This window comes from Mycobacterium sp. D16Q13 (assembly GCF_002013375.1).
Lineage (GTDB): Bacteria > Actinomycetota > Actinomycetes > Mycobacteriales > Mycobacteriaceae > Mycobacterium.
On sequence record NZ_MAEW01000026.1, the window covers coordinates 13,020 to 35,459 of the forward strand.

A 22,440-nucleotide genomic window follows, 5' to 3' on the forward strand; every position below is an offset into this window, starting at 1 on the left:
CGCGACAGCACCGCTATCTGGCCGTCGGATTGGAGTAGACGCGGCGGGGCGTGATGAGGACGGCGGCACGACGTTCCTCCGCCATCACGCGGTCGTAGATTTCCCAGTCGTCGTGAGTGCCGCCCGCCGCCTGAAAGATGTTGCGTAACAACAGGCGTAACGCCTCGCTGTCGACGCCGGGATCCGAGTCGTCGGGACCGATGATCTGCGCGGTTCCCTCGACTGTGACCCATTGCCACCCGGCCCGCACGACGATGGTGGCCCGCGGATCGGCCCGCAGATGGTCAAGCTTGCGGGTACCCCCTGCCGCCACCAGCGCGACGATCGGCTCGCCGGTTTGGGGATGCCGCATGACGCCGGCATTAATCACCGAAGACTGGACGCTGCCGTCGCCCCGAACCGTGCTGAGCACACACAGCCCGTGATCGAGCTGAACGAGCTCGGCGAATGCGGAAATGTCTGTCACGACTGAGTCCCTTCCGTGAGCTGCCACGAGCGATCTATCTCACTGTAGGCGGCGGGTTCGCTCACGGGAGTGAGCTGGCCACTCTCACATCGTTGTACGTGACGGTGTGCGCGACATTCGGTACCCGGCGGTGAGTAGCAACAGCCACACCGCCCCGACGACGAGCGCAACGCGAGTGTCGGCGCTAAAGGCCAGCAGGACCATGACGAACACCAAAAACCCGGTTGCGAACACCTGTAGGTACGGCCAGCCCGGCACCGGAAAGGCCGGGGCCGATGGATCACTGACGCTTGGCTGTGCCCGGAATCTGAAGTGGGACAAGAGGATCATCAGCCAGACAAAGATCGTCGCGAAGGTGGCGACGGATGCGATCATGACGAAAACGCGCTCCTCTATCGCATAGTTCAACACCACGCCGACGAGCAAGGCCGCCGTCATGACGACGACGGTCATCCAGGGGACACCATTTCGCGACACCCGCCTCATGATCGCCGGGGCCTGTCCCCGCTGGGCCATCCCGTAGATCATTCGCCCGGCGGCGAAGATATCGCTGTTGATGGCAGACAGTGCGGCCGTCACCACCACGATGTTCAACACGGTCGCGGCCGATGTGAGCCCCAGACGTTCAAAGATCTGGACGAAGGGGCTGCTGTTCGCATCAATGGATCGCCAGGGATTCAACGACATGATGACGGCGAGCGTCAGGACGTAGAAAAGCATGATGCGCACCGGGACTGTATTGATGGCCCGGGGAATCGTGCGCGCAGGGTCTTTTGCCTCGCCTGCGGTGATTCCGATGATCTCGGTGCCGCCGAACGCGAACATCACGATCATGAAGCTGCCTACGAAACCAGCCAGCCCGTTGGGAAAGAACCCCCCGTCATTCCATAGATTGGCGACACTGTGCTGAGCGCCGTGATCGGAAGATGTCCCCCACAGCAGGATCGCGATACCACCGCCGATCATCGCCACGATAGCCAGGACCTTCACCAGGCTGAGCCAGAATTCGACTTCCCCGAACACCTTGACGCTGAGCAGATTTACCGCGCCGATGAAGAAGATGATCGACAGAACCCAGATCCAGCGCGGCACGTCCGGGAACCAGAAGCCCATGTACACGCCGAACGCGGTGACGTCGGCCAGACAGACGACGATCATCTCCAGGGCGTACGTCCAGCCGGTGAGAAAGCCTGCCAGCGGGCCCATATATTGAGTTGCGTACTCGCCGAACGATCCCGCGACCGGGCTGCGCACGGCCATCTCCCCCAGGGACCGCAACACGATATAGATGACGGCCCCGCCCAGCAGATAAGCCAGCAGAACCGACGGGCCCGCTTGCCTGATCGCTTCGGCTGACCCATAGAACAGCCCTGTACCGATGGCCGAACCCAATGCGATGAAGCGGATATGGCGAGCGGAGAGCCCTCGCTTGAGCGTCTCCGACGTGCTGTTCACAGGGCGAACTCCTATCGCGTGGCCACATTCAGGGTTATGAGATAACCGGGAAGTTAGCTGAGTTTAGGTGCTCTGCCGGTGAACATGCCCGTCGGAGCTGCCAGACGCGATCACGTGAATCCCCCGTTGACCAGAATTTAGCTTGGCTGATCGCTAACCGGCACGATGCCCGGCGTTAGGTGAGGATCACGTGCCAGGCGCGTTCAGCGAGAAGATGGCAGACCTGGTGCCGCCGCTAGAAGCAGGCGCATCGCTACCGCAGCCAACTAGCGAAGCGATGACCGCCATGGAGCTGAGCCTGTCTTGTGCGGCGCATGATGAGGCGAATATCCTGTGGGCAATTGGCTAAACACCACAGGTACGGCCCGCATGGCCGGTGCCTCCGAGGGGTGTCGGACGGTGAGGTTGTGGTCACGGCATGTCTGATGAACTTATGGAGACGGCGGCCGACGCCAGCTTGGAGCAGGCGTTGGCGGGCGGGGCACCGCAACACGTCGGCTGGTTTCGCTTCTATTTTGCCGACGAGCGATGGGAGTGGTCCGTCGAGGTTGCGCAGATGCATGGTTATGGACCCGAAGAAGTCACCCCGACCACGGAAATCGTTCTTTCCCATAAACACCCTGACGACTTTCGTCAGGTCGCCGCAACGCTCGATGAGATCCGCCGTACGGCACAGCCCTTCAGCACTCGTCATCGCATCATCGATTTGCAGCAGCAAGTTCACCACGTCGTAGTGATTGGCGACCGGCTCTATGACGGCGACGGCACCGTGGTCGGAACCCACGGGTTCTATGTAGACGTCACCCCGTCGGCCCAACAGGACCGTGAGGATTCGCTGACCGCCGCCGTCGTGGAGATTGCGGAGAGCCGCGGGATCATCGAGCAGGCAAAAGGCATGCTGATGCTGATCTACCGGCTCAACGCCGACACAGCATTTGAGTTGCTGAAATGGCGGTCACAAGAGAGCAACGTGAAACTGCGCGCGCTTGCCCAACAGATCGTCGCAGACTTCCAAAATTTGGATTTCGGAAGAAGCTTGCCCTCGCGTTCGGAGTACGATCGACTGCTTCTGACCACTCACCAACGAATTCCTCGGTAAGGGTTTGACACCAAGTCATTCCGGGAAACCTTTCCGCAAGGGATCTGAAGGAAGGACAACGCCGTGGCTGCGTACGCGACCCGCGAAACGCTGGTATCCGAGCGCGCTCACTCGGTGTGCCAGACAGGTATTACGGGAGCCTGCGATAGCTAGTTGCCACGGATATGAACGCCCCGATGTACAGCGACCCGGCACGAAGATTCCGGGATAGACGGACCGTCCAGAAAGCGGTGAGGTTCAGCCTCACGGTCGTGATACTTGCCGCCATCACCCTCGTCGCTACCGTGATGTGGATCGGACGGTGCTCGATCAGTCTGGATGTGAACACGGCGCTGAGCAGCCGAGAAGGAACACCCCTGATCGCGCTGGCCTCGCCGACTGTCCTCTTGATAGGTGGGATTGTTGCCTTCATTCAGACTTACCGCGTCTGGAGGCGCCGGGAGAGCTGGTGGGTCTGGCAGGGCGCCGGTTGGTTTCTGCTGGTGCTCATGGTGGTGAACCTCATGCTGACTGGACGGATGATGACGACCTGACTCTGCTTGCCGGTTTGATCGACGGGATCGCGGGTAAAGCTGAAATGAGTACCGTTACCCCTCTTGTCAATAGGAGATCCCGTGCAAGAAGCAGCTGACGACCCTGTGGACCACGCCCGCACCTTTCGCCCCCATGCTGGTGAGACCTTGACGGACAGGGCGTCGTGGCCGGGATTGGCGTTCATGGCACTTGGCATCACCGCGGTGGTGCTGGGCCTCACCGCTGCCGGCTACCGGTTGTACGGATGGACATCGGTAGCAGGCGCATCGGCATTGGTGTTCTTCTTCGTCGGGTGGCTCTGGCTCCACATCGAACGCAAGCGAATTCGCGGGATGGAAAGCCGTTGGCACCAGGAATATTCGGAACCTCACCACGATTGAGCTAGCTACTCGTACGCTTCTGACACATCTCGTCGGATTTGGCCTCTGCCCTGGCCTTGTCGACCTCAGCATTCCCCCTGCGCTGCCCCACGCTCCTGGTTAAGGGCCGCGATGCAGGGTAACGCGGCGATCGATGAGCAAGACGAGCACGGCGATGCGTAACAGTGCCAGGAAGCTCAACGGGATTGCCGACGGGTTCGCTGATATCGCCGATGCATTGGCGCGCCTGAACCCGGAGTTGGCGTCCAACCTAGGCCGGGACCGTGTGGATCTGCTCGATGCGGTAGGGCTCGAAGCGCATGAGAGCACGGAATCCGGATGACCTCGAGTCTCCGATCCCATGGAGGGGCGGGCTCGTACGTCGGCGTCGCCGCGCGAAAATACTCATTCGTTATCGTCCACTCGCGCAATCGATGATTGAGTCCACGGTGCACCGGGTAGACCACATCGATCATGAACGAACAGGCTCTGCTCGTAACCCGCGTCGCATCCATCGGCGACATGCATGTCGGAGAGGACCCCGGAATGTACGTCGGCTTGCGCAATTCTCGGGTGATTGTGACGCGGACCTACGAATTAGGTTGTTGCACTGGCTGCTTACTCCATGCGGTCGAGCAGTACCGGCCCTTGCGCAGAGCGATTGAGGCGAACCATGGTGAACGGCGATCAGCAATGAATTCCCTTGGCCCGGCATACGATGACGGCGGCAGACGTATACTCGCGTTACCCAGTTTTCAACGGCGACACGCAGAGCTCGGCGTGGATGCCTATCGGCCGCAGGCAAGAATTGGTTGTGCATCGATGATCCGGGTAATCACGAACGCAGAAATCTTGGGAGAGACATGACCGAGACTCACACCGCACAATCCGGCAGTCATCCGGACGACCGATCACTCACGCTCCAAACAGCCGCGCGGCTGGACAATCTGGCGATGCTACGTACGGTCGTAGCGGCGGCCGCAGCACTTGACGACGCGGATATGGATACCGTGGCCGACCTCAAACTCGCCACGGATGAGGCGTGCACTCGACTCATCAGAGCATCGGTGCCCGAAGCCACACTCACTATCCGATTGGATTTTCATTCGAACCGCCTCGGCATCGTGGTGTTCACGAACTGTCTGCCTGGGGAGGTCTTTCCGCCTGACAGCTTCAGCTGGCACGTCCTCAACTCATTGGTAGACCACGTCGAAACTTTCGAAGAGGCCGACCCGGCGGCCGGTGCGGGCCGGATCGTCGGCGTCACCATGACCACGGGGCGGGACGCCACTGCTGCGGTCCATGTGGCGCATGGATAGTGCCGCGCCTTACCTACCGCTCTCGGCTACAGCGCCAACTTCCTCCATACCTCGGGTATCGAATCGCTCACCGGAAAAGTGCTGCTGTCGCCACTGATGTCGAGTAGCTTCCGCACGGCGCGACCTGGAATCACGGACCATTCGATCCCCTGCATCGCACAATGGCGACGTATTTCGTCCAGGGCCACCAAGCCGTCGGTTCCGAAGAAGCGCAGTCCTTCTAGATCGAGCACCAACGTCCGGTGCCCATCTAGGTAGCGTGTTGCATACTCCGTGAGATGGCCGGCGTTGACCGCGTCAATCTCGCCGGTAACACTCACGAGGACTGCAGATGGACGGTGCCAATGAGCCGTGAACCGTGCCGTGTCGTCCGTTGACGAAAACAGTGAAACGACACCGGTTTTGGTTCGAGTCGAGAAACGTGATGCATTCTGGTCAATGACAGACATATGACTCCATCGATCGAAGCGTGCATTCTTTCGGATTGGAGACACCAGGCCAGCTCGCCCGATATAGGGGCCCAACACTGCACTGGTATCTACAGATCCTGCGCGGCTGTGGACTCAACCTGTTGAAGACGTTACGCCGACTCGCTTTCGTGCACAATGTTTCTAACGAGCAGGGTCGTTCAACGCAAACATCGGCGAGCGGCGCTGTCAGGTACTCGCGCTATCAAGCTAATTTTGATGATCGTGACGCTGACAGAGTTAGCGCCCCGGCGAAGTACCAGTCAAGTGGCGACTACTGCAGTTGGTCCCTGAGGTATCGCAGTGTGTCGCCGAGAATCCGTGACACATGCATCTGGGACACGCCGATCTGCTCAGCTATTTGACTCTGCGTCATACCCTTGAAGAACCGAAGTTCCAGGACGATGCGCTCGCGAGAGGGCAACCCAGCCAACAACGGTCGTACTGCCTCACGATTTGTGATGTGTTCCAGCGCCGGGTCGTCGTCACCGAGCAAGTCGGCCAGGTGCTTGGATTCGTCGTCTCCGTGCCCCACGGGTGCCTCGATTGACTGGGGCCGATAAGCGTCCGCCGCAACCAGGCTCTCCACGACTTCTTCACGGCTGATGCCCAATTCGGTTGCCAACTCAGTAGCCGTGGGTGCCCGCTGTAAGGTCTGCGTCAATTCCGCAGTGGCCCTGACTATCTGGGCGTGTCTATCCTTTATCGAGCGCGGCACGTGCATTGACCACCCGTGGTCCCGGAAATGCCGACGCACCTCCCCCATCATGGTGGGAACAGCGAAACCTAAAAAGCTCGAACCCTTCTGAGGATCGAAGCGGTTAACTGCATTGAGCAGTCCAACGCGCGCCACCTGGACAAGATCTTCCAGATCCTCACCACGGCGATCGAAATGGCGCGCGACGTTGTCGGCCAAATGGAGGCACCTGGTCACGATCTGCTCGCGGCCGCGGTGGTATGCGGTGCTGTCAGGCGGCAGACCGCGGAGGGCCAGAAACATGTCAGGAACGTCCGAGTAGTCGTCGGCCGTGCCGCTTTGTTTGGATCTAGCCTCCGTGTGCCCTGTCTCCGGAGCATCCACAGGGCATTCCATTTATGAACCCTCTCAACGCTGTCGACGAAACAGCTCGTTCGACTTGTCCGACCGCATCCGCGCCGGCGAGCCGTGCCTGCATTCGATGGCGGATCACTTGCCGTTCCTGTGCCGGCGGGACCCTGTCCTCCTATGCCAACCATGTGCGCGCCACATCTACTTCTTCCACACTAAGCGGATATTGCGATGGGCACCACCCGATGTCCGCGAGAAAGTAGAGGTTTGATCTTTAGGCCTGCGGGTAATACACACTCGAATGGCTATCCACTGACTCGCGAAAGCGATCGCCGACAATGCTCGACTTCGCCCTCGGCGCTGCGAGTCGCGTCTTATCCGGGTACTTATGCACCGCAATGTGATTCGACACTGCCGGCGGCAAGCACCTGTTCGGCGGGCGGCACGGAATGTCGTCGCGTCAGGTTTTCACGCTTCGTGGCCCGGATGGAGATGGGTGGCATCGCGGGACGACACGTATCCGGAAATTTCCGATGTCTGAGACACCGCGACCGGCACCAATACGTGCCCTATGTGGTCGCCAAGCTTGATGCGCGTGGCGATCTCACCGACAAACCAGGCCGAGGCATCCTGCAGTATCGGGGCACCATGCGGACCAGTGCGCCAGGAACACTCTGCGAATTTGTCGACACAGTCGCCGGTCTCCTCCCCAAAGAGGCGCACTAACTCGCCTTTCGCCCGGGGGATCACATGCACTGCCAGATGGCTTGCCCCATGTGAGACACGCCAGGTGTGATTCTGTTCGGATAGCCCTACGAGAAACAACGGTGGGTCGATGCTGAACTGACTGGCAAAACCGACGAGACATCCGGAGAGGCCGTCGGCTCCCTGCACCGTCACCACATACATCGGTTGGTCCAGCTGGCTCATGAGGCCGGCGAAATCTGCTGGCACGTCCGACTTCGACGAAGCTGCTGCGCTTACCATTCCTCATACGCTAGGCGGCATGTCCGACCCAGCTGGCGGAATGCCCGATTGTTCGCATGCCCGTCCGCGTTGAGGGCATGCATGAACTCGTACTGCCGACGCGAGCCGCTGCGCGCCTGCCTGAGGCGGCCGCCGGGCAGTGTGAAATTCACGCCGGTGCGCAGCAGGTTCACCGGGATTCGCAGTATTGGGTACCACGGAGGCATATAGGCGGGCAGCCCGAGTCTGCGCATCTGCGCACGCCCGATGTACGTCGTGGTGATCGAAATATGTTGTGCCCATGCGATTCGGCGGCGGATGGCTTCGAAGTTCGAGTAACGCCAATGCAACGGATCATTGGCCATCGGCACCGCCATCGCTCGGCTGGTCTCATCGGGGCGATGCAACGACATCAGGTAGTGGTACAGCCGCTTCATCGCATCGCGGAAACTCACGGGTAGGCATTTGTTCCCCGACACCGAGAATGGTTGCCGCCATATCGGTTTGGTTGACCGGTGTCCCCAATCCTCGGCCTTCCATTCGGGTAGTGCTTCGACATGCCGTTATCGGCAATGGTGCTGAGTGCCCACTGCATGGTTTCGGCGAAGTGCTGGGCGCGCCCGCTCTCCCTGCTCTGTCCCGTCATGGTCAGAAGAAGCGTCCGGTTGATACTGGCCGGTTGATAACGTCGCGTCGACGTGACCTTGCAGCGGCTACTTGCCGGTGCGCTCGCGGTGCTTACACCCGGGCCAGCAGCAGGGCCGGCGCTTGCCCTCCTCGAGCTCCTCTTGGGTCCGCCGAATACGGCGTTCCCGAGTGGCCTCCTGCTTCGCATCTTCTACCCAGCAGATGAACTCGTTGCGCCCCAATGGCGTGATGTCCTGCCACAGGGCTAGGGCCGTGGGGTTCTCGATCAGTGCCGTGCGCAGATCGGCAGGCACCGTATGCACTACTCCCCCGGCGACCTTGACGCTAGTCACGGCGTCGGACTGCTCGGCGCAGGACCGTCTGGCGCAGGACCGGTCGGTTCATAGCCGGGCGGCGGAGGGCCCGTCAACGACGTGTACCCCGGTGGTAGTGGCGGTCCCGACGGCGCCGGTGCATAGGGGTCGCGTATCCGCCCCGGGTTGGAGGATTCAGGGGCATTCGTCGAGATGTAACCCGGCGGCAGCTGCGGCGCGGGTCCCGCCCCTGCCGGGCGCCCTGCCACACCTTCAGGAGTGTCCAGCGGTCCGTCTTTGGCCTGATGGTAGAGGTCGCGGATGGTGCCCAGCGGACCTCCGGACCCCGAGCCGTACGAGGGATTTGCGACCTCAGGAACCGACGGCTGCGCGGGCGGCGGGGGCGGTGGACCGACAGGTGCGGTGGCCGCGGCTGCCGCATCTGGAGCCGCCGGCCCGGGCAGGGGCCCCGGGGTCACAGGATCCGCTCCGGCGGGAATCGACAGGGATAGCGCGGCACCAGCGATGATCACGCCAGCGACGAACAGCTTGGCTGCGTCCATCGAGCCATCGTCGCATAGACGATGGGCAGTCGCAGGTCACTGTCGGTGTAACGCGGTGACGAAGCTGCCCCGGATAGACATCTCACCACGGTAAAGTCCCACGTCGTCGTCACCTGGGTCGACGCCAACAGACCTCTCACGGAATCGGTTCCCTGACATGATCAGCAGACGTGGATTATCCAAGGTGGCGCTGGCCGCGGCGGTCGGCGCAACGACCCTCGGGGCATGCTCGAACGGGGCCAGTATCGACACGACTCGGCCACGCACACAGTTCCCGCCACTCAAACAGATCGACGCGGGACTGCTCAACGTCGGATACGTCGATGAAGGGCCGGCCGACGGACAGCCTGTCATCCTGCTGCACGGCTGGCCCTATGACATTCACAGCTATCTCGATGTGGTGCCGCTGCTGACCGCCACGGGATTTCGGGTTCTGGTGCCGTATCTGCGGGGGTATGGCAGCACCCGGTTCAGGTCCACCGATACTTTCCGCAACGGTCAACAAGCAGCGCTCGCCACCGACGTCATCGACTTCATGGACGCGCTGAAGATTCCATCGGCCATCCTCGGGGGATTCGACTGGGGCGCACGTAACGCCGATATTGTGGCTGCGATCTGGCCGGAGCGGGTGAAAGCGCTGGTGGCGGTCAGCGGTTACATCATCGTCAATCTGGAAGCCAACCAGCAACCGTTGTCTCCGCAGGCGGAACTGGGCTGGTGGTATCAGTACTACTTCTCCACCGATCGCGGCGTGCGGGGCTACCGGCAGAACACCCGCGATTTCAACGAGCTCATCTGGCACAACGCCTCTCCGGCGTGGCACTTCGACGACACCACCTATGACCGCTCGGCCAGGGCCTTCGACAACCCCGACCATGTCGACATCGTGATTCACAACTACCGGTGGCGGCTTGGGCTGGCCAAGGGCGAGCCGCGCTATGACGCTATTGAAGCCAGACTGGCGGCCAAGCCGGCCATCGGTGTACCAGCCATCACGATCGGCAGCGATTTCGACGGGCCGGCCAAGGACGGGTCCGGCTATCGGAAGATGTTCACCGGTAAGTACGCCCACCGGACACTCGACGGAATCGGGCACAACGTCCCGCAAGAAGCTCCCAAGGATTTCGCCACGGCGATCATGGACGCGAACGCCCTTTAGGTCGGCGCCTCGAGTGCCCGCCTAGAATCGCAGAGGAACAGGCGAACAGGTAGGGAATGAACTCACTCGGAATGTCGATCGGGGCTACACAGCTGGTCGCCACCGACGGCAACCCTGACGGTGTCCCCGTCGTGCGGACCTCGATGCTCACGCTCCATGAGGACCGGCCCTCGGAGGTCGGTATCCCGAAGGAACCCGGCCTGGGCCTCACCGGATTCGTCGATCGAATCGGTGACCCCGTCGGAATCGTCGGAGCCGACGGGTCCGTGCACAGTGCCGATTGGGTCATGGCCGAAGCCATCCGGGTCATGATCGCCGACGCGGCGGTGGTCGCGAACGTCGACGCTCCGCCGGCACTCGCGGCCGCCGTGCCGGCCCATTGGGGCGCACACTCCATTGCCGCATTGCGCGCCGCCCTTGACAAGGTGCCAGCCCTGGCGCCCGGCGGCACCCCGATGAAGCTGGTGCCCGACGCACGCGCCGCACTGGAGAGCGCGCGTGATCGGCTCCCCGCGCATGGTGTCGTCATTGTCTGCGATTTCGGCGGAACCGGCACCAGCATCACGCTCGCCGACGCCGCAGGCAATTTCGGGCCCATCGGCGAGACCGTTCGTCATCGCGACTTCTCCGGGCAACGCATCGACCAGGAGCTCTTGACGCAGGTTCTTGCCGGCCTCAGCCAAGATCCCGATGGAACGGCATCCTTGGGCGCGCTGACACGCCTCCGTGATCGCTGCCGTGCGGCCAAGGAACATCTTTCAGCCGACACCACGACCACGGTCCCGGTAGAGCTGCCCGGCCTCACCGCCGATGTACGGCTCACACGCAGTGAGTTGGAAGACCGGATCCGGGAGCCACTTGCCGAGCTGATCACCAGGGTTCAAGAAACCTTGGAACGCAACAACATTCCTCCCGCCAGCGTCACTGCCGCCCTCACCGTCGGCGGTGGCTCGGCCATCCCTCTTGTCACCCAACAGCTTTCCGAGCGACTGCGATGCCCGATCGTCGCGGCGCCGCAGCCTCAGCTCGCCGCCGCGTTCGGGGCTGCGGTCATGGCAGGGCAACCAGAGGAAACGCCGTCGCTCGATGCAACGATGATGCGCCCTGTGCCCGTGGGTGAGGAGACCGCCAAGAGCCCCGCGTCCAAACCCATAGATACCGTCGAATCCGACAGGTTGGCATGGTCAGAGGGCGATACCTCCCCGGAATTGCAGGAGTACCAGGACTACTCGACGCCGGCCACCGACGCCCGGCCGGAGGTGACGTTCAGCCCTGGACCTGGCGACTATCGCGGCACCGACCGGATGCGTTGGTTCCAGCGACCGTTCCTCTGGTTCCTTGCCGCGGCGGTGTTCTCCGGGGCCGTATTCACCGCGCTGTTCATCGCCTGGCAGGACCGCGACGACGCTCCGTCACCAAGCAACCGGACATCGACCACGACGACAGTGACAACCACGCCGCACCCCTAGTTCACCGGCTCCGCGGCCACTACGCATCAAGACCCGCCAATCCTCGTGAATCACGTTTTAAGCCAGCCATTCTGAGCCAAACCCGGAGTCTTGCCGCACGCCCCGGTGTGATCTAGAAAGTAAGAGCGGGACGGCGCGGCCTGCCTTCCCTTTCTCCTGTCGGCACTGTTGGATGTCGGGATGGTGTTCCTCGAGGAGCGGGCATGACCGGCGCGAAGCGATTCTGGGTCGCGCTCATGATTGGACTGACGGTCGGCGCCCTGACCGGGGTGTTGTTGCAGCGCTGGCAGGTTGCGCTGCTCGCGGTGGTCATCATGACCGCTGCCGTCAATGTCGTGTGGGCACTCACGGTGTTGTGGCCCATGGATCCCGACCAAACACGTGCCCGCGCGAGCAGCGAGGACATGGACGACGAGCTCGGCGACTTGGCAATGCTGCTGATCCTGGTGGCGAGCTTGTCCGCAATCGGGATACTCCTGATCTCAGCCAACGAGGAGGACAAGGGCACCTACGCGGGACTGTGCATCGGAGCCATCCTGACGGTGTGGGCGATGCTGCACACGATCTACGCCGCTCGATACGCGCGGATCTATTACCAGGGCATCGCCGGCGGTATCGACTTCAACTCCGACGTCCCGCCTCGCTACGTCGACTTCTACTACTTCTCCTTCAATCTCGGCATGACCTACCAAGTCTCCGACACCGCTGTCACCGCGTCTCACATCCGCGACGTGGTGTTGAAGCATTGTCTTTTCAGTTATATCTACGGCACGGTGATCATCGCGTGCACGATCAACCTGGTCATCAATCTCGTCGGCTAGGCCTAGGCGCCGCGTACGCGCTGATACCGTGCGGTGTGAAAATCGCGATTGCCGAATTCTGACTCAATTGCGGTGAGTCGCTTGAAGTAATGTCCGATCGCCAGCTCCTCGGTCATGCCCATGCCACCATGCAGCTGAACTGCCTCCTGCCCCACCAGGCGGGCGGCCCGCGCGATGGTCGCCTTGGCGGCCGACACCGCACGGGTACGGCGCGGACCCTCGAGATTGAGCGAAGCCAAGTAAGAGGCGGCCACCGCTTGCTCGACCTCTATGTGCATGTTCACCATGCGGTGTTGCAACGCTTGAAAATTGGAGATTGCCACGCCGAATTGCTGGCGTTGCTTGGCGTATGCGACCGTATCAGCCAGGACCTTCCGCAGCATTCCTACCGCCTCGGCCACCGTGGCGGCCGTGGCTTCGTCGAGGGCCGCATCGATCAGCGGCCAGGCCTCGTCCACCTCCGAGATTCGTGCCGAATCCGGTATGCGTAGGCCGGCGATCACCAAGTCGCTGGCGTGATGATCGTCGATTGTGCGGTAGTGATGTGCGGTGATTCCCTGGGGCGGACTCGCAGGGTCGAACGGAACCGCGAACAGCGTCAGACCCGCGGTGTCTGTGACATCGCCAGCGGTACGGGCGGTGATCAACAGATGGCTGGCGATCGGTGCGTCGCTCACCACGATCTTTTCACCGTCGAGCACCCAGTCGTGTCCCTCGCGACGGGCAGTTGTCCGCACGGAGTGAAACGATTGCCCCGAAGTTGGCTCCAGAGCGGCGAATCCCGTCACCACATCGCCGGCCGCAATCCCACCGATCAGGTCCTTGGCCAGGTCGCTGTTCGAGCGCCGGAGCAGGCCGCCGCCGAGCACCACCGTGCCGATGAAGGGCTCTACGACGAGATGCTGTCCGAGCACTTCGGCGATGACCAGTACCTCCTCCGCGCCGCCACCCAGACCGCCACGGTCCTCCGGCAGCGGCGCGGCGAGAATGCCAAGTTCCTCAGCGAAGGACTTCCACACCTGCGGCTGCCAGCCGACGTCCGAGCGCGCCGCACGGCGGCTGGTGTCCAAGGCGTAACGGTTGGACAGGAAATCCGAGACGGAATTCTTCAGGAGCTGTTGTTCGTCGGTGAGGCTGAAGTCCATGGTGATGTTCGCTCTTGTCTGTCAGAGGCCCAGTTGGGCCTTGGCGAGGATGTTGCGTTGAATCTCGTTGGAACCCGCATAGATTGATCCCGCGCGGTCGTTGAAATAGTGCAGTGGCGCCACCGCCTGCCACAGCTCACCGCTGTGGTACCCGTCGGCGGGCGGGGTGTACTCGACCACCGGACCGCCCGGCTTCGTGACATGGGGCTGATACACGCGGCCACGCGGGCCCGCGGCCTCCAGCGTCAGGGTGGTCAACGCCTGGGACAGTTCTGTTCCAAGAATCTTGAGCATCGAGGAGGCCGTGCCCGGATTGCCGCCACCGGCGACGACCGCCAGTACCCGGTGCTCGAGAACCTCCATCACGTCGATACGTATCGCGAGATCGGCGAGCTTGGCGCTGAACACCGGATCGTCTGCCAGGGTGCCATTCTCGGCGGGTACCGACTGGGCGGCCGCGCTCAGCTGGTCCAGGCCCACCTGCAGCATGGGAGCCGCTGCCCCACCGCCGCGCTCGAACTCAAGGAGGTACTTGGCCACAGTCCATCCCTCATCGATCTCACCGAGGACATTCGTCTTGGGGACTCGTACGTTGTCGAAAAACACAACGTTCTGCACCTCCTCGCCCGAGCTCATCACCAGGGGCTTGACCTCGATCCCGGGTGAGGTGAAATCGATCAGGATGAAAGTGATACCGAGCTGTTTCTTCGGGCCCTTGGTGGTGCGGACCAGTGCGAACATCCAATTCGCCTCGCGGGCATGGGTTGTCCAGATCTTGGAGCCGTTGAGGATCAAGTCGTCACCGTCGGAGAGCGCCGACATCTGCAACGACGCCAGGTCCGAGCCGGACTCGGGCTCGCTGTAACCCTGACAAAAGAAGACCTCCCCCGTCAGAATCCGGGGCAGGAAAAAGTCCTTTTGCTCCTGTGTGCCGAACTTGACGATTGCGTGCGCAACCATCCGAATGCCCATGGGCGACAACGCGGGCGCCCCGGCAAGGGTCGATTCGACCGCGAAGATGTAATGCTGCGCCACGGTCCACGGCTGGCCACCGTGCTTCACCGGCCAGGCCGGTGCCGCCCATCCCTTCTCGTGAAGGATGGCCTGCCATTGCAGACTTGCCTCGTGATCGCTGTACACACTCGTTTGTAGGCGTCCGGCCGCGCGCAGAACCTCGGTGAGGTTCTTATCCAGGAACTCCCGGACCTCCGTGCGGAATTGTTCTTCCTCTGCCGAGAAGGCCAGGTCCATGTGCACTCCGTTGTGTCGAGGCTGCGTTGGGGAAGCGATAGATCTCATTAATCTGGATGCAAGTGCATTCAGATTAATGCCCGTTCTGCCCCCAGGCAAATATCGGCTCCTGTAAGACTGGGTGGGTGTCATCCCCAGCCGGCCGCTCATACAGCGGTCTTCCCGCCGACGAACGCCTCGCGCGGCGTCGGCAACAGCTGCTGGAGGCGGGGCTCGACATTCTCGGTGCCCCGGACGGACCCGGCGACCTCACGCTGCGCACCGTCTGCCAGCGCTCGGGTTTGGCGCAACGCTATTTCTACGAAAGCTTCGCCGACAAGGACGAATTCGCCACCGCGATCTTTGATTGGGCCGTCGAGGGCCTTACGTCGACCATCGAGGCCGAGGTGGCGGCGGCGCCGCCGCGCCAGCAGGTGAGGGCCGGTATCAGCAGCGTAGTGCGTGTCATCAACGCGGACCGTCGCATCGGGCAGCTGCTCTATAGCCCTAGGCAGGTCAATCCGGTTCTGGTGCGCAAGAGGTTCGAGGCCACGGCGATGTTTGTATCGCTGTTCGCTCAGCATCTGCGCGACTGGTTTCGCCGTGATGATGACGGCAGCCTTCCGGTGCTGGCCCATTTCGTCGTGGGGGGCGTTGGGCAGGCCGTCGCGGCATGGCTGAATCAGGACATCGCGGGCACCGAAGAGACCCTCATCGATCAGTTGGTCGACATGCTGCTGGCCCATGGGCCCGCACGTTCCACGCAACGCTGAAGGCCTACCGTCGCTGCCACTTACCCCTACCCCGGCCCGGTATCCTGAGGATTAGCTGATATCTCCATGTGAGCTTCCTGATTTCCTTGACCACGATGTAGACAAACCTTCTGAAATTAATATATGCATATATCGCAATGTATTGAAGGGCCGCTCTGGCGGCGAGTTCGATTAGCTGATCTTTGACAGAGTGGAGAGGTGTGGGCATGAAGATGCTTACGGCAGTGAGTTCGGCAATGGTCGTCGGGGCGATCACCCTGATCGGGTCCCCGGTGGCAGCGGCGGCGCCCGAGCCGCCGCCGGTGTGTTACGCGAACCAGCCGAGCGTCGGCTCGACCGACTTCGATCCGTGTCTTGCCCCGGGCGACATTGAGTACCAGCAGGGCGCGCATCAGCCGACCTACGAGGGCGCCAACCCGTTGACACCAACCGGGGTCAACCCATTCGTGCCGGACGGCACGAACAAGAACAACGCTGGCTAGCGCCCGCCGCGACGCGCGCGAAACACCTGACCGACACGCGGAAAAGCTCTTGAGAACACCATGCCGGGCAGCCAAGGATATGGGTGTGAATTACGGTGAGGTGCTTGAGAAGTTGGTCGCGTGGGCGACCGAGGTGGACGCTGTCCGGGCGGTCATTGTCACTGGGTCCGCGGCCGACGGGGACGTTCACCCCCTGTCGGACCGGGACATCGAGCTCTACGCATCCGACCCGGATGACCTGGCAGACGAGGATTCGTGGTGGGCATCGCTGGGCGAAGTTCTTGTGGTCGAGCGTCTGGAGGACGAGGACTCCGGGTATCAGACCCGGCTGATCTACTACGCCGGAGGCAAGCTTGACTTCACCCTGATTCCCGCCGAGGATCTCGCCGAGATGGAGCACGATCGGCCCTTCCAGGTATTGGTCGACAAAGACGGTCAGGCACCTGACCCGGACGCGGTGGGCACGCCCGACGGTGAGCTGCCCGCCGAAGAGGAGTTTGAGGAGAGCGTGCACTGGGGCTACGCCGCAGCGCTGATGTGCGCGAAAGCCGTGGTACGCGAGGAGCTCTGGTCGGCGAAACTACGCGACCAGGATCTCAAGGAAGAGCTGCTGCGCATCATTGAGTGGGACCACCGTGTTCGGTATGGAACCGGGCATGACACGCGCTATCTGGGTACCCGCATGAACAGCTGGATGGACGCTGAGGTCCGCGTCGAAGTCGAGGGCTGTTGGGCACATTTCGATGCCGACGACACCGTCAACGCACTGCGGCGCACGGTCGACCTATTCGCGCGGTTGTCGGCCCGTACGGGCACCGCCCTCGGTTTCGAACCGTTCCGGCACGAACGGCTGCGACGCGAGATCGAGCAGATCCTGTCGCTGCGCGCCTAGAAAGGCTCCTAACACCAGCACCCGCCGAGCACGGTGTTGGCATCGGTCTCTATGAACTGCTGTCCGATGATGGCTCCCGTGCGCGGATCGAAATCTACGAGCGTGCTGAGGGGGTCATGGCGCAACCACACCGTCAGCGTCAAAGGTCTTTGTGCGCGGGCCGTTTCGTACGATACGAACTCGACACCACCGGGCTTGCCGAGCGCCAGCGCATCGGTCACTGCCTGCCGGATGCGGTATGCAGAAATCTCTTCTACCCGAAATGGCGTCCGCGCCCAGGCATACCCGGTTTGACGACCGAAGTTTCGGAATTCTCCGCGCCGCTGATCGAGCTGATCGAGCTGTTGGGTGTCCCCGACTTGAGCCTCTATCGAAATGTGCGCCGGATAGATCATCACCCGGAACAATCTCCGCCCGGGCAGCTCGCGCTGCATGGCGGACAACTCCCCGTCCAGCCGCGGCGCGCCGTACAGCGGGTCTCTCTCATCAATCAGTGCCCCGACCAGTGGCAATCTGCCCCAGTCCACTGGTGCGACGGCTGCCACGCCAGCGGCCGTGAACACTAGGAGTGCAACGCCAGCGATCACGACGCGCCGCCGGAGAGCGCCCGGCTGTCTCTCACTCATGCCTGACATTGTCCACCGGAACACACCCCTCCCCCTCGACGACGGATGACGCGCTCGAAGCTCGGAGCCTACGCCCTGCATGATGGACGTCATGGAGTCGTCCCGCGTCGATCGGTGGCTGTGGGCGGTCCGACTGACGAAGACCCGGCCGGACGCCGCGGCGGCATGTCGCGGTGGACATGTGCGCATCAACGATCGACCGGTGAAGCCGTCGACGGCGGTAGCCCCCGGTGACGAAGTACGCGTATTGGTGGGCGACACGACCCGAATCGTCAAGGTGGTGAGGGTGATCCAGAAGCGGGTTGGTGCCGCCGACGCCGTGACTTGCTACCTCGACCGAACACCTGCCCGGCCTGAGGTTCCACAGGTTCAGGTGGCGGCGCGCGACCGCGGCGCGGGCCGGCCGACTAAACGGGACCGGCGGATGCTGGATAAGTGGCGTACTGGCCGGGAATGAGCCGTCAGTAGACGTCGCGCACGTACCGATGGCTCCTGATGAGGTCATTGACGTACGCGTGCGCCGCTGCGGTGTCCATGCCGCCGCAGCGGGCGACGATCTCGTGCAACGCCGCGTCGACGTCCTTGGCCATGTTCTCGGCATCGCCGCACACATACAGGTACGCACCGTCCTGTAGCCAGGCGAACAGCTCCGCCTCGCTCTCCAGCATGCGGTGCTGGACATACTGTTTCGGTTCACCGTCGGCGCCATCTCGCGAAAAGGCGAGGTCGAGTCGGGTCAATACGCCCGAATCCACGAAACCCTGAAGCTCCTCGCCGTAGAGGAAACTGGTAGCACGGCGCCGGTCTCCGAAGAACAGCCACGAACGCCCGTGCGCGCCCGCGGCCTGGCGCTCCTGGAGGAAGCCGCGGAACGGCGCGATCCCGGTCCCCGGCCCGATCATGATGATCGGCACGTCGGCGGCCGGCAGCCGGAAGGTGTGATTGGGTCGCAGATGCACCCGTATTGTCTGCCCACGGTCGGCCAGAAATGTCGACGCCACACCGCCATAGATGCGATCGGCATCGGCGTATCGAATGGTCGCCACGGTCAGGTGCACGGTGTCGGGGTGCAGGGCTGGGCTCGATGCGATCGAGTAGTCACGGAACTGAAGCGGGCGCAGATTGTCGACCAGCTCGTCAACGGTCAACTCCCCCAACCTGATCAGATCCAGAACATCTTTTCCGTACAGCCAGGAACCCGGCGCCGGAGTGACGTCGCCACCGAGTGCGGCGACCGCGTCCATGTTGTCCGTTCGGGTGGCGACCAAGGCGCGAAGAGTCCGTGAGGGGGTGCGGATTTCGAGATGATCGGACAGTAGTTCGGCGAGCGGCTCATCGTGGCCGGCGACCCGATGATCGGCACCGACACCCAACTCGGCGAGTATCGCCGCGACGAGCGAGGGATCGTTGGTGGCGTGCACGGCAATCGAATCGCCTGCCTCATAGGAGATTCCGGAGTCGGTGAGGTCCACTTCGTAGTGACGTACCTCCTTATCGGATTCGCTGCTGGTGAGCAGCCGGTTGACAAGCAGTCGCGCCTCGACGGGCTCGTTGCGGTCGCGCTTGGGTGGTACGGGCGCCTCCGTCACCACGGGCGTTGCAGTGGTACTGATGTGGCCGGCCGCCAGACGCTTGACGAGATCGGTGGTCCACTCCTTCGACTGCTGGAGATAGGGCCCGTCGATATCGACGCGTTCGGTCAGCCGGGCCGCGCCCAGAGCCTCCAGGCGTTGGTCCAGGAGTAGACCCGCGTTGCAGAAGAATTCGTAGCTGCTGTCACCGAGCGCGAGCACCGAGAAAGTCAGATGTTCCAGCCGATCGGCCGCCTCGGCGCTGATCGCCTCCCAGAACAGCAGCGCGTTATCGGGAAATTCACCGTCGCCGAATGTCGACACCACAGCCACGAAATGCGATGCGGATTGCAGATCTGCGACATCGACCTGGTTGAGTTCGATCGCCTCGGACTTGATGCCGGTGGCCTCTTCCAGGGCCTCGGAGAACGACATGGCAGCGTCCTCGGCATTGCCCATATCGGTGCCGTAGCCGACGATCAACGAGAAGTCCGGCTGGGCGGTCACAACACTCCCTCGCTCGCGCGCGCGGGGCTGGTCCCAGCGCTGGGTAAGGGCGACCTTACTTTGGCGAGCGAAGCCATGGGGATCTCCCCCCTCTTTTCCCTGCGTGGACCCCCTAACCCGATAGCATCCGTGGGTGGCCTGGCTTTAATTCTTGGTGGCACTACGACGTGGTGGACGGCTACAAAGGTCCCCTGCTGTTCGGGTTCGTCGCGTTCGTGGTGACCTTCGTCGTGACACGCACGATCACGCGGCTTATCCGCGACGGAAAGGGGCCCTTTCACAACATTTCCGGCGGCGGTGTGCACATCCACCATTCGGTCCCAGGGGTGGTGTTGCTGATCGTCGGTGGTTTCACCGCGCTCGGGTCTCCGCCGCTGTCGGTATGGACGTACGTGGCGGGCCTGTTGGTGGGGGTCGGCGCGTCGTTGGTGCTCGACGAGTTCGCGATGATCTTCCACTTGGAGGATGTCTACTGGTCCAACGAGGGGCAGTTATCGGTCGACATGGTCACGCTCGCGTCCGCGTGTATTGGCCTGGCCGCTGTCGGTGTGTCACCGCTCAACGTGGACGGCCTAACCGGTGTGATCGCGATCGCTCGCGGGGTCGCGATGCTGCTGTTGCTGATACACCTTGCGCTGGTGGCGGTTACCGCACTCAAGGGCAAGTACCCCACCGCGATGATCGGGATCTTCATCGCTCCCGTCGCCTGGTGGTCCGCGGCGCGTCTCGCCCGCCCGACATCCCCATGGGCGCGGTGGCGCTATTCGGAGGAGAAGCTCGCGCGAGCACGCGAGCGTGCCTTGGTATTTGACCGTCGGTGGGGTCCCGTGCGTCGGCGATGGCTCGACGCGATCGGTGGCACTCCAACCCCCGAGCTGCCTCACGCACCTACAGAATCGCGGACTCGCTGAGCGATCTCGGCGAGTGTTGATTCCTCATGAACCGGCGCCCCCCACTGCGGGGCGATTGTCAGCGGAACCCAGCTGGCGCAGCCGCCGTGTGCTTCTGTGCGAAGAATTCGCACCGGCGCGACCATTGGGTACGCCCGCACCACCAACGCCGTGAGGCGGTGCTTGGGCCGAAAATCCAAGCGGTCCGCGCGAATCGATTCGATTGTCCAGATATGCAGTGCGGCAAGCTCTTCGAGTGCCTCGGGTCGATTGACCTCGACCGCGGCCACAACCTCGGCCCCGGCCCGCACCACGACGTGCGTTTCGGTGCTGTCGGCGACCGCGCGTGCCAGCAGGTCCTGATGTTCTGGCCGCACCCGCTCGGCATGGCCGTGCACCGCCGTCGGGAAGAGCAGGAACCGAGAATCAGCAAGGGTGAAGCGCTTCTCGTGGATTCCGCCCTTGCGCAGCAGAATCGTCTGTCGGCCATCGAGCATGCCGTGAATCGCGGCGCTCCACTCCTTCAGGGCGAGCCGGCTTGGAATCTCGGTCACATCGCGAGACTACGGCCGGGGCGTCACCAGCACCGGACAGGTGGCCTTGTGTATCAATGCGTGGCTGGTGGACCCGAGAAAGAAGCCCGCGACGTCACCGCGGCCGCGGCTTCCCGTGACGAGCAACTGTGCACCCTCGGCCTCGCGAAGCAAGACGTCGGCGGGATGCCCGACCGCGACAGTGCGCCGTACCGGCACATCCGGGTATTTCTCCTGCCAGCCATCCAGCCGCTCGGCAAGGATCTGTTCCTGGCGCTGTGCCTCTCGGGCCGAATCCATCGTGCTCCACGCCGTGTAGGCGTACACGTAGCCCGGAGGAATGTTGTTCCAGACATGCACTGCCACCAGCTCGGCGTCTCGCATCGCGGCCTCCTCGAAGGCCCAGGCGATCGCGCCGTCACTGGATTCAGAGTCGGCGACGCCCACGACAATCGGCCCCGCCGGTCCCGGTGCTTCCCTGACGACGACGACCGGGCTGTGTCCCTTCGCGGTCAGCGACACCGACACCGAACCGGCCATCATCCCGGTGAATCCGCCGAGTCCGCTGGAACCAAGCACCGTCATGGCGGCGTTTCTCGACAGTTCGACGAGGATCGCCACCGGTTTACCGGTCGCCTTGACCGTGGACACCTCAATGTTCGGATGCAGTGCGTAGACGTGGTCCTTGGCCTGGCTGAGGAACTCGGCCCCGCCGGTGTCCAGGTGATCAAAGAAGCTCGCCGATGCTCCCAGGTTGTAGCCCTGGCCGAAGCTGCTGTGGTCGATGGCGTGGACCAGCGTCAGCGGCAGGTTCCGCCGCTGGGCCTCGGCACCCGCCCATGTCAGAGCGTGTAGAGCCGATGTCGATCCGTCGATGCCCACGAGAATGTGCGGGTGGGTCGTGGTGGTCATGGCTCCTCCGATGCGGTAGGACGGTTGCTCCCACCACCGACACTATGGACAGGCCGCCGTGGCTCCCATGGGCCAAAATCCCCATTCTCTGTGACTTTCGCCCATACAAAGGTGTGCTGCATCACTCAATATGAGTGTCATTCGTGTTGGCGGAGATCTCATTTGGGGCTCATGGGCCGGTAGATAGCATGACTAAGGACTCTGAGGATCCTG

Annotated in this window: 26 protein-coding genes and 1 pseudogene; 13 read left to right on the forward strand and 14 right to left on the reverse strand. The window is 62.6% G+C overall.

All coding sequences use genetic code 11. The annotated features are described in order from the left end of the window. Positions 1-13: 13 nt before the first annotated feature. A complete protein-coding gene (locus tag B4400_RS22965; RefSeq protein WP_078312954.1) occupies positions 14-466 on the reverse strand; it encodes a TIGR03618 family F420-dependent PPOX class oxidoreductase in 453 nt (150 codons plus the stop codon). An 84-nt stretch (positions 467-550) separates the two neighbouring features. After that, positions 551-1,921 (reverse strand): amino acid permease, encoded by a 1,371-nt coding sequence (locus B4400_RS22970; protein ID WP_078312955.1) that lies wholly within the window; start codon positions 1,919-1,921, stop codon positions 551-553. A 418-nt stretch (positions 1,922-2,339) separates the two neighbouring features. On the opposite strand from B4400_RS22970, the gene B4400_RS22975 reads away from it, so the two are divergent. The 5 genes and pseudogenes from B4400_RS22975 to B4400_RS22995 all read left to right on the forward strand — a co-directional run bounded on the left by B4400_RS22975 (position 2,340) and on the right by B4400_RS22995 (position 5,232). Next, a complete protein-coding gene (locus tag B4400_RS22975) occupies positions 2,340-3,020 on the forward strand; it encodes a PAS and ANTAR domain-containing protein (protein ID WP_078312956.1) in 681 nt (226 codons plus the stop codon). A gap of 164 nt (positions 3,021-3,184) precedes the next feature. Then, positions 3,185-3,553 (forward strand): hypothetical protein, encoded by a 369-nt coding sequence (locus B4400_RS22980; protein ID WP_078312957.1) that lies wholly within the window; start codon positions 3,185-3,187, stop codon positions 3,551-3,553. 81 nt (positions 3,554-3,634) lie between these two features. Continuing rightward, positions 3,635-3,934 (forward strand): hypothetical protein, encoded by a 300-nt coding sequence (locus B4400_RS22985; RefSeq protein ID WP_078312958.1) that lies wholly within the window; start codon positions 3,635-3,637, stop codon positions 3,932-3,934. Positions 3,935-4,103: 169 nt separating this feature from the next. After that, positions 4,104-4,256, forward strand: a pseudogene (locus B4400_RS22990) (low affinity iron permease family protein); the annotation flags it as partial. 520 nt (positions 4,257-4,776) lie between these two features. After that, the gene (locus B4400_RS22995) at positions 4,777-5,232 is read left to right on the forward strand and encodes an ATP-binding protein (protein WP_078312960.1); all 456 of its coding nucleotides are present in this window, start codon (positions 4,777-4,779) and stop codon (positions 5,230-5,232) included. A 26-nt stretch (positions 5,233-5,258) separates the two neighbouring features. Here B4400_RS22995 and B4400_RS23000 read toward each other — a convergent pair whose 3' ends face one another. From B4400_RS23000 to B4400_RS23025, 6 genes are all read right to left on the reverse strand, one after another. Further along, positions 5,259-5,681, reverse strand: coding sequence for an STAS domain-containing protein (locus B4400_RS23000; RefSeq protein ID WP_078312961.1), 423 nt, complete (start codon positions 5,679-5,681; stop codon positions 5,259-5,261). 292 nt (positions 5,682-5,973) lie between these two features. After that, complete coding sequence (locus B4400_RS23005) at positions 5,974-6,792, reverse strand: SigB/SigF/SigG family RNA polymerase sigma factor (RefSeq protein ID WP_078312962.1); 819 nt, start codon at positions 6,790-6,792, stop codon at positions 5,974-5,976. A gap of 423 nt (positions 6,793-7,215) precedes the next feature. Next, positions 7,216-7,734 carry a flavin reductase family protein gene (locus B4400_RS23010; RefSeq protein ID WP_286151414.1) on the reverse strand — a complete coding sequence of 173 codons (519 nt, stop codon included), beginning with the start codon at positions 7,732-7,734 and terminating at the stop codon, positions 7,216-7,218. Next, positions 7,728-8,168: a hypothetical protein gene (locus B4400_RS23015; RefSeq protein WP_078312964.1), complete on the reverse strand. Its 441-nt coding sequence runs from the start codon at positions 8,166-8,168 to the stop codon at positions 7,728-7,730. The genes B4400_RS23010 and B4400_RS23015 overlap by 7 nt, the downstream gene beginning before the upstream one ends. Positions 8,169-8,426: 258 nt before the next feature. Then, on the reverse strand, positions 8,427-8,654 hold the full coding sequence (locus B4400_RS23020) for a YdeI/OmpD-associated family protein (RefSeq protein ID WP_170915083.1): 228 nt from the start codon (positions 8,652-8,654) through the stop codon (positions 8,427-8,429). Positions 8,655-8,689: 35 nt separating this feature from the next. Next, positions 8,690-9,217, reverse strand: a complete 528-nt coding sequence (locus B4400_RS23025) for a hypothetical protein (protein ID WP_078312966.1) — start codon at positions 9,215-9,217, stop codon at positions 8,690-8,692. Positions 9,218-9,374: 157 nt separating this feature from the next. On the opposite strand from B4400_RS23025, the gene B4400_RS23030 reads away from it, so the two are divergent. The 3 genes from B4400_RS23030 (at position 9,375) to B4400_RS23040 (ending at position 12,666) form a co-directional block, all read left to right on the forward strand. Continuing rightward, the gene (locus B4400_RS23030; protein WP_078312967.1) at positions 9,375-10,376 is read left to right on the forward strand and encodes an alpha/beta fold hydrolase; all 1,002 of its coding nucleotides are present in this window, start codon (positions 9,375-9,377) and stop codon (positions 10,374-10,376) included. A 56-nt stretch (positions 10,377-10,432) separates the two neighbouring features. Next, a complete protein-coding gene (locus tag B4400_RS23035; protein ID WP_078312968.1) occupies positions 10,433-11,845 on the forward strand; it encodes an Hsp70 family protein in 1,413 nt (470 codons plus the stop codon). 203 nt (positions 11,846-12,048) lie between these two features. Then, the gene (locus B4400_RS23040) at positions 12,049-12,666 is read left to right on the forward strand and encodes a DUF1345 domain-containing protein (protein WP_078312969.1); all 618 of its coding nucleotides are present in this window, start codon (positions 12,049-12,051) and stop codon (positions 12,664-12,666) included. A 2-nt stretch (positions 12,667-12,668) separates the two neighbouring features. Here the strand turns inward: B4400_RS23040 and B4400_RS23045 are convergent, their stop codons facing one another. Then, a complete protein-coding gene (locus B4400_RS23045; protein ID WP_078312970.1) occupies positions 12,669-13,811 on the reverse strand; it encodes an acyl-CoA dehydrogenase family protein in 1,143 nt (380 codons plus the stop codon). 21 nt (positions 13,812-13,832) lie between these two features. Next, positions 13,833-15,062 carry an acyl-CoA dehydrogenase family protein gene (locus B4400_RS23050; protein ID WP_078312971.1) on the reverse strand — a complete coding sequence of 410 codons (1,230 nt, stop codon included), beginning with the start codon at positions 15,060-15,062 and terminating at the stop codon, positions 13,833-13,835. Between the two features lie 125 nt (positions 15,063-15,187). Between B4400_RS23050 and B4400_RS23055 the strand changes: the two genes are divergently transcribed. From B4400_RS23055 to B4400_RS23070, 3 genes are all read left to right on the forward strand, one after another. Then, complete coding sequence (locus B4400_RS23055) at positions 15,188-15,814, forward strand: TetR/AcrR family transcriptional regulator (protein WP_139360373.1); 627 nt, start codon at positions 15,188-15,190, stop codon at positions 15,812-15,814. A 212-nt stretch (positions 15,815-16,026) separates the two neighbouring features. Next, positions 16,027-16,296, forward strand: a complete 270-nt coding sequence (locus B4400_RS23065) for a hypothetical protein (RefSeq protein ID WP_078312998.1) — start codon at positions 16,027-16,029, stop codon at positions 16,294-16,296. Positions 16,297-16,381: 85 nt separating this feature from the next. Then, a complete protein-coding gene (locus B4400_RS23070) occupies positions 16,382-17,188 on the forward strand; it encodes an aminoglycoside 6-adenylyltransferase (RefSeq protein ID WP_139361540.1) in 807 nt (268 codons plus the stop codon). An 8-nt stretch (positions 17,189-17,196) separates the two neighbouring features. Here the strand turns inward: B4400_RS23070 and B4400_RS23075 are convergent, their stop codons facing one another. Next, complete coding sequence (locus tag B4400_RS23075) at positions 17,197-17,814, reverse strand: hypothetical protein (RefSeq protein WP_139360371.1); 618 nt, start codon at positions 17,812-17,814, stop codon at positions 17,197-17,199. 91 nt (positions 17,815-17,905) lie between these two features. On the opposite strand from B4400_RS23075, the gene B4400_RS23080 reads away from it, so the two are divergent. Beyond that, a complete protein-coding gene (locus B4400_RS23080; protein ID WP_078312999.1) occupies positions 17,906-18,271 on the forward strand; it encodes an RNA-binding S4 domain-containing protein in 366 nt (121 codons plus the stop codon). Positions 18,272-18,275: 4 nt separating this feature from the next. Here the strand turns inward: B4400_RS23080 and B4400_RS23085 are convergent, their stop codons facing one another. After that, entirely contained in the window at positions 18,276-19,892 is a 1,617-nt protein-coding gene (locus B4400_RS23085; protein WP_078312975.1) for a diflavin oxidoreductase, read from the reverse strand. Between the two features lie 125 nt (positions 19,893-20,017). On the opposite strand from B4400_RS23085, the gene B4400_RS23090 reads away from it, so the two are divergent. Next, a complete protein-coding gene (locus B4400_RS23090) occupies positions 20,018-20,803 on the forward strand; it encodes a hypothetical protein (protein WP_078312976.1) in 786 nt (261 codons plus the stop codon). Here the strand turns inward: B4400_RS23090 and B4400_RS23095 are convergent. Continuing rightward, positions 20,773-21,279, reverse strand: coding sequence for a DUF1802 family protein (locus B4400_RS23095; RefSeq protein ID WP_286151415.1), 507 nt, complete (start codon positions 21,277-21,279; stop codon positions 20,773-20,775). The genes B4400_RS23090 and B4400_RS23095 overlap by 31 nt on opposite strands. 66 nt (positions 21,280-21,345) lie before the next feature. After that, a complete protein-coding gene (locus B4400_RS23100) occupies positions 21,346-22,227 on the reverse strand; it encodes a universal stress protein (protein ID WP_078312978.1) in 882 nt (293 codons plus the stop codon). Positions 22,228-22,440: the final 213 nt, after the last annotated feature.

Excerpts from the sequence above, each read along its gene's own strand:
- B4400_RS23005 (WP_078312962.1), bottom strand. The coding sequence starts at position 6,792 with ATGGAATGCCCTGTGGATGCTCCGGAGACAGGGCACACGGAGGCTAGA.
- B4400_RS23035 (WP_078312968.1), top strand. The coding sequence starts at position 10,433 with ATGAACTCACTCGGAATGTCGATCGGGGCTACACAGCTGGTCGCCACC.
- B4400_RS23040 (WP_078312969.1), top strand. The coding sequence starts at position 12,049 with ATGACCGGCGCGAAGCGATTCTGGGTCGCGCTCATGATTGGACTGACG.
- B4400_RS23100 (WP_078312978.1), bottom strand. The coding sequence starts at position 22,227 with ATGACCACCACGACCCACCCGCACATTCTCGTGGGCATCGACGGATCG.
- B4400_RS23050 (WP_078312971.1), bottom strand. The coding sequence starts at position 15,062 with ATGGACCTGGCCTTCTCGGCAGAGGAAGAACAATTCCGCACGGAGGTC.
- B4400_RS23025 (WP_078312966.1), bottom strand. The coding sequence starts at position 9,217 with ATGGACGCAGCCAAGCTGTTCGTCGCTGGCGTGATCATCGCTGGTGCC.
- B4400_RS22980 (WP_078312957.1), top strand. The coding sequence starts at position 3,185 with ATGAACGCCCCGATGTACAGCGACCCGGCACGAAGATTCCGGGATAGA.
- B4400_RS23030 (WP_078312967.1), top strand. The coding sequence starts at position 9,375 with ATGATCAGCAGACGTGGATTATCCAAGGTGGCGCTGGCCGCGGCGGTC.
- B4400_RS23095 (WP_286151415.1), bottom strand. The coding sequence starts at position 21,279 with ATGCTCGATGGCCGACAGACGATTCTGCTGCGCAAGGGCGGAATCCAC.
- B4400_RS23080 (WP_078312999.1), top strand. The coding sequence starts at position 17,906 with ATGGAGTCGTCCCGCGTCGATCGGTGGCTGTGGGCGGTCCGACTGACG.
- B4400_RS23045 (WP_078312970.1), bottom strand. The coding sequence starts at position 13,811 with ATGGACTTCAGCCTCACCGACGAACAACAGCTCCTGAAGAATTCCGTC.
- B4400_RS23075 (WP_139360371.1), bottom strand. The coding sequence starts at position 17,814 with ATGAGTGAGAGACAGCCGGGCGCTCTCCGGCGGCGCGTCGTGATCGCT.
- B4400_RS23010 (WP_286151414.1), bottom strand. The coding sequence starts at position 7,734 with ATGGTAAGCGCAGCAGCTTCGTCGAAGTCGGACGTGCCAGCAGATTTC.
- B4400_RS23065 (WP_078312998.1), top strand. The coding sequence starts at position 16,027 with ATGCTTACGGCAGTGAGTTCGGCAATGGTCGTCGGGGCGATCACCCTG.
- B4400_RS22995 (WP_078312960.1), top strand. The coding sequence starts at position 4,777 with ATGACCGAGACTCACACCGCACAATCCGGCAGTCATCCGGACGACCGA.
- B4400_RS23000 (WP_078312961.1), bottom strand. The coding sequence starts at position 5,681 with ATGTCTGTCATTGACCAGAATGCATCACGTTTCTCGACTCGAACCAAA.
- B4400_RS22975 (WP_078312956.1), top strand. The coding sequence starts at position 2,340 with ATGTCTGATGAACTTATGGAGACGGCGGCCGACGCCAGCTTGGAGCAG.